The organism is uncultured Dialister sp. (assembly GCA_900314595.1).
Taxonomy (GTDB): domain Bacteria; phylum Bacillota; class Negativicutes; order Veillonellales; family Dialisteraceae; genus Dialister.
The window spans coordinates 1-5,523 of record OMVW01000068.1; the positions used below are offsets into that span (position 1 = coordinate 1).

Annotated in this window: 6 protein-coding genes; 1 reads left to right on the forward strand and 5 read right to left on the reverse strand. The window is 42.0% G+C overall.

Features of this window, described 5'->3' with window-relative positions; genetic code table 11:
- On the forward strand, window positions 1–223 hold a 223-nt coding region (locus QZN42_RS09875; protein WP_296957225.1), incomplete at its 5' end, for a helix-turn-helix domain-containing protein.
- 186 nt (window positions 224–409) lie between these two features.
- Here the strand turns inward: QZN42_RS09875 and QZN42_RS09880 are convergent.
- From QZN42_RS09880 to QZN42_RS09900, 5 genes are read right to left on the reverse strand one after another with little or no spacing between them, the layout of a single operon-like run.
- Window positions 410–664 (reverse strand): DUF503 domain-containing protein, encoded by a 255-nt coding sequence (locus QZN42_RS09880; protein WP_296957228.1) that lies wholly within the window; start codon window positions 662–664, stop codon window positions 410–412.
- Window positions 665–682: 18 nt separating this feature from the next.
- Window positions 683–2,011 (reverse strand): WG repeat-containing protein, encoded by a 1,329-nt coding sequence (locus QZN42_RS09885; protein ID WP_296957232.1) that lies wholly within the window; start codon window positions 2,009–2,011, stop codon window positions 683–685.
- On the reverse strand, window positions 1,984–3,840 hold the full coding sequence (locus QZN42_RS09890; RefSeq protein ID WP_296957234.1) for a hypothetical protein: 1,857 nt from the start codon (window positions 3,838–3,840) through the stop codon (window positions 1,984–1,986). The genes QZN42_RS09885 and QZN42_RS09890 overlap by 28 nt, the downstream gene beginning before the upstream one ends.
- 10 nt (window positions 3,841–3,850) lie before the next feature.
- Window positions 3,851–5,044, reverse strand: a complete 1,194-nt coding sequence (locus tag QZN42_RS09895) for a hypothetical protein (protein WP_296957236.1) — start codon at window positions 5,042–5,044, stop codon at window positions 3,851–3,853.
- A gap of 32 nt (window positions 5,045–5,076) precedes the next feature.
- Window positions 5,077–5,421, reverse strand: a complete 345-nt coding sequence (locus tag QZN42_RS09900; RefSeq protein ID WP_296957238.1) for a hypothetical protein — start codon at window positions 5,419–5,421, stop codon at window positions 5,077–5,079.
- Window positions 5,422–5,523: the final 102 nt, after the last annotated feature.

Here is a 5,523-nt window from a genome sequence, read left to right on the forward strand (position 1 = left end):
GCAGGAGAAAGCCGCCGAGGAGCTTAATATCAGTATCGAGCATCTCGGAAATATGGAACGCGGACAGGGAAAACCATCTCTGGAGCTTCTGGTTGAGATTGCCCTCTACTTTCATGTCAGTACCGACTATCTGCTTCTGGGGCGGGAGCTTGACAGGGATTCCATCCGTGCAAGCCTTCTTGAACTGTCCGCGCAGATGACGGAGCTTGCCAAGAAATTGTAAATCATAACGAACGGTAAGAATTGCATTTTGCACCGCCGAGTGGCCGCTGGTGCGTTGAGAGTGGCCACCCGGCGCTATGAGTGGCCGGCACTTATCAGTAGTGCGCTACAGGAGGGAACAAAGTAATGGCAAGAACAATTAGCCGAGATGCACTCGGACAAAAGATCAGTAAGCTTGAAACGGCAATCAGTAAGAACAGGCAACAGTATGATCAATTACTGAGATCTCATCCATCAGGCTTTCCGCCATCGCGTTATGCGGCACGATAGCAGCCACACCAATCACGATGATTTGGTGTGTATCCTGTTCATCGATCTCTGCTACAGATACATGGAATCTGTTCTGCAGCTTTGCTATGAGGCTCTTTACAATCATTCTCTTTTCCTTCAGGCTGTGCACCCATGGTGCATACAGTTTGAAGGTCATTGCCGCTATTTTCATGTATACCCCAAGGACGAATTATTCCTTTTGCGTCAAAACCAGCACTGCCCACAGCCCGTCTTTACCACAGATAACGTGCTTTTTATCTTTGCAGATGCTTATCCTGTCATATACCGGAGGAAGTATTTCCTTCCCGTTGTGTGTTACTAGTCCGTTCAGACTGTGTCCATCTTCTTTTTTACAGGTAACCAAATACAAAGGCTGATCTAAACCTTGTATTGAATCATATTTTGCCGGGATTATAGTATTGCCTTTAAAGTCAATCATGGCAACTTTGTTGCCAACATTCACAATAATTCTTTCGTATTTGCTTGAAATCCCGAACAGGCTTATATCATAAATACACGGCAATATCACGTTCCCATCATGATCAATCAGGCCATATTTTCTGACGCCATCATTTTCAATACATACTTCCCATGGTTCATTGGACCTATACGTAGATATAGATGTGTATTCCGAGTGGAACTTTTCTTTTCCGTCAAGACTGATAACCTTTTCGATCTTTCTTCCAAGGCTTTCATCAAAGAGTTCCACTTTAATATAACCATCATCCATAAAGTAAACATCTGTGAATTGGGGTTCAAATATAACCCTTCCTTGTTTAATATCATAAATACCTAAAGGTACATCATCTCCATTCCATTTATCATCGGCATAAAATGCGAACAGTCCATTGTGGTATTCATAATCGATATCCTCAAAAACCGGCTTTGCCAGCCATCTGCCATCCCTTCCGATTATCCCCCAATGACCATCTTTCCATCCGCCATAGTGGGCCATGAAAACTTCATTATTGCAGTCCCACATATGTTTGATTTCATCAAATATAAAAGGAATTACTTCTTTACCGTCTTTATCGATGCCTCCCCAGAGCTCTTCCTCAGTCCAGTATCGTCCCTTGTTATATTCATTGTCCCATTTTGAATCTTTAGTCCACTTACCCTTACAGACAATGGCAATTCCATCCTCAAAATCATAGGCATAGATATATTGAGGAGCAACGATTTCCTGCCCTTTTTCATTTACAAAGCCCCAGTTTCCGGCAATCTCAGAGTTATCTGAATGATAGGCAAGATCCATAAAGCCGAGTTTCAATACTGACACTTTACACAGGCCTTCGGAAAAATGGCCGATGTCCTCATATTTAGTGCTGAGCCGGATTTCTTCTCCTTTTTTGTTCAGGAATAACCACTTACCGTCTTTTTGAACATGTGCATATCCATTTGAGAACTCGTCTGCCCGGCTATATACAGGTGGGATTGCAAAGTGTCCTGAATTATCGATAAATCCATAGCCCCTTCCTGAAACTCCTGCCTCTATAAAACCTTCCTCTGACCCCGACAAATAGGACAGATCCAGACTGCATATACGATCTCCATTAATCGATGCAAGTGTAGAAACGCCATCCCAATTAAAAGCCTGTCCACTGAGCAATACTTTAAGGACTCCAGTTCCTTCGTCTTCATATAGGCTGGAGATTTTCCACGTCCAGATTCTTTCAAGACAGAGTGCCTCGTCCTCATAACTACTTCCTGGCATTTTTGGGGCACTGAATAATTGGTTCCCTCCTCATAAATCAGCATGCCGGAAAGTACGAATCCGTTTTTAAATATAACCCCCGGAAGACAATGGTCAAATCCTTTATACCAGGCATCAGGACTTTCGATGATTCGCGCGGAATTCCAAATCCCGTCAGAAAACACATGTCTTTTGTATGAAACGGCGTCAAGTTCTTCGTCCTCCCTTGTGACTGGAAGGACGTATTTTTTTACAGCTCCGTTTTCAAACGTTGCTATCAATGCAAATCGCTCGGTGAGTTCTCTGGGTAATGACGAGACCGAAATGATTCTGGGGATGTCCTTAAATGTATCTTCGCTTATCTGCTCCTCACTATGGACAAACACTGTCCCCGGCTCCTCAAATGCATGTACCTGCAGACGGGAAATTTTCCTCTTCTCATCCACGCTGAAATCAAACCATCCATAATTCTCAATATAAGGCGCCATGCTGTAGATGATCCCATCATACGTCATGTAACCCAGTGCCATGTCGCCTTTAGTCTTATGGATTCTGGCCATTGAGTAGTAAAATGCGTCGTTTAAAAAAACACCCCCTTCATCAAGTTCGGAAAAGGAAGGATTCTTTTCGGAAATAATGCAGCTGAAGGCATCAAGGCTTTCATGATTAAAGGCATAGATAAGTTTATCCATAATAGAAAACATATCTTCCCTTGGAAAATACAGCAGTATATTCTTACCTTCTACAGAATGTGGATGCCAAAGCTCTATCCTGTCATTGTCTGCATTATTATGAAATCCGACCTTATATTGCATTCCGTTTTCTGACCGTTCCCTGGCAACCCGCAAGCAGGAGACCAGGATAAATCCTTTAGAAAAATCCCGATTGCACAGATTCGCGCAATAAGTTCCGTCTATCCGAATTTTTTCTTCCTGACCGGATGCAAACATATAAACCGTATATACGTGATCATTGAAGAGGCATCTATACCCTATACTATCGTCAAATATTTCTGTTTCCAGGACATGATAACCACCATTGTCCAGCCATTCTTTAAAGAACCGGTCTGCCTGCCGCCAGATATAGACCTCTTCATCGTCCAGATTCTCATAGTCCTGCGCCTGATGAGTCCAGACAGCCTGCATCTCCTTTACCTGCCGGTCATGTACAGTCATGGGCTTTACGGTGTATGGAACATCCTTTTCCGAATCACTTAAATCCTGTGTTCCATAAAACTGTAAATCAAACCATTTCCGGTTCCTGGAAAGGTTTATCTCTGATATATAGCCGCCGGGATTAAACTTGACAAATACGACTGATACCGGAGCCGGATCGCCAAACTGGTAAAGAAGAAGTCCATATTCAAACACATCGAAAAAGGTGTCCCCATGAAGGTCATCCAAGTCTATCCCTTCATTGAAGACTTCAGAAAGCTTAATTGTTTTATATGTATAGGAACTATCTCTGTCTGTAGCTTTCCGGACATTTTCAATGACCGTCTGCATGCTTTCAATAATTTTATCTGCAGTCGTATAGTGTTTTTGGGCATAGTCCGAGTTGTATCTGCAGTCCTTATGCAAATATTTGGACAGTTCATCGATTTCACCATATGCAAAAGCCCTGCCGAGCAATTCAAGCTTTTCCTTATTTTCCATCCTTATCACCCTAATAACCTATTACAAGCATTTTCATATATGGTTTTCGTACCAGGTTTGTCCACTTTCTAAGATCTTTTGCCTCCCTTTCATGGAGCCGTTTTTGCTTCCAGAAGTCGGCGCCGCAGTTATTCAGGTAATAGAGGAAATCGCATTTACCTAATGTCTTATCTTTAAGTGAAACCAGATAATCAAAAAACTCATCGAATGATTGAAAACCCATAAGAGCATCCGCCTGATCCAGAATAGAATTCCACTGAGATAAGGAGTATTCATAGTCCTCATATATATCAATAATTTCACCTGTTGCGGCACCAATTGCGAAAACCAGTAAGGCATAATCATCTTCATGAATCATGAGAGAGTGACTTTTATCTTCCGGCATAATCTCAACATATGGCTTACCGATTATCTCCCGGCCTCTTTCTCCAAACCAAAAGCTCCGGCAATCTGATTCAAAACCCAGTATCTCATCATTATGAATATCTTCCCAATTAAAAAGCGCCTGCTTCAGATGAGAAAAAGGCAGCCTTTGTATCTCTTTTTCCCTGTCAATAAGAGTGACCTCAAGAAAATCCAGTTTCGGTTCAACGCAAATGCCAATATTGTTTTCAAGCCATAATACTATTGCCGTTACAAGCTCCTTTTTCTCGCCATCGGGAAAATCACTGAAAAACATCGGGTCTTTATTTGTAATATGGGAAATGACCTCTGTAGATTCTATTTTTCGGCCGATACAGGAATCAAAAAGGACTGCGGCTTCTGCGTTGGAATCGTTGCAGCCGGGGCTTATCCACCATGGAATGCAGTTCATACTCATCCTGAATTCCGGCTCCTGCGGTGCATCGATTTCAAAATGATCGTTATCTTCAAACCATATCAACAAGGGCTCATCAAGTTCCGCATATCTTAGATACTGCATATCCGGATCAATATTCCAATAATCTGATTTTTCCTGCCTGTCATCCTCCGGCAGATCCTTCAGCTGATAATAGGCATAATCTTCAATCCGGTTCCGAACCAGATTATAGGCATGGGAAACAAAACGGATATCTTTGATTCTCCTTCCCTCTAGTTTGAATCCATCCAGGGTCTTCTGAATCTCTTCTTTTGACACCATATAAGGCGCAGACCATTCCTGATTGGAGAAGACATTATTTTTAAAATCATTTTTTCCGTTGGTATAATATGTTTCCTGTAGCATTGCCGCGCCTTCATCGTTATCAATTCAAGGTATCATGAGATTACTTCCATACACTCGAGTTGACCCTTTAAGTCTTTAATAAATGGTGGTGGATTTAAGCATTTCATAGCAATAGCTTTTGCCTTTCCGGGCTTTGATGCTATTTTGTATACTGCTGATGTTTTCGCTTCTAAATCCTTATAGTTCTCAATTGTTGACCGAAAATACTCTTCGAAATCTTTTCCAAAATAGCCAAAGTCATCGAGGATTTCATATTCGGCGGCACCAACTTTCCAATCGCCTTTGCTAATTAAACCTATGAATACCTTGCTGTTTTGAACAGGATCGGCATCCCCGTCAAATATAGCAAAGCAATTATAACCATATGCTCTAAACAAACGCCCTCTTTTTTTGTCGAAGAGCTTGAAGTTATCAAATAGTTATTCTGCCAGTATTAAATTGACGCCCCCTGTTTGCCAGACAATTCCGAGCAAACGGGG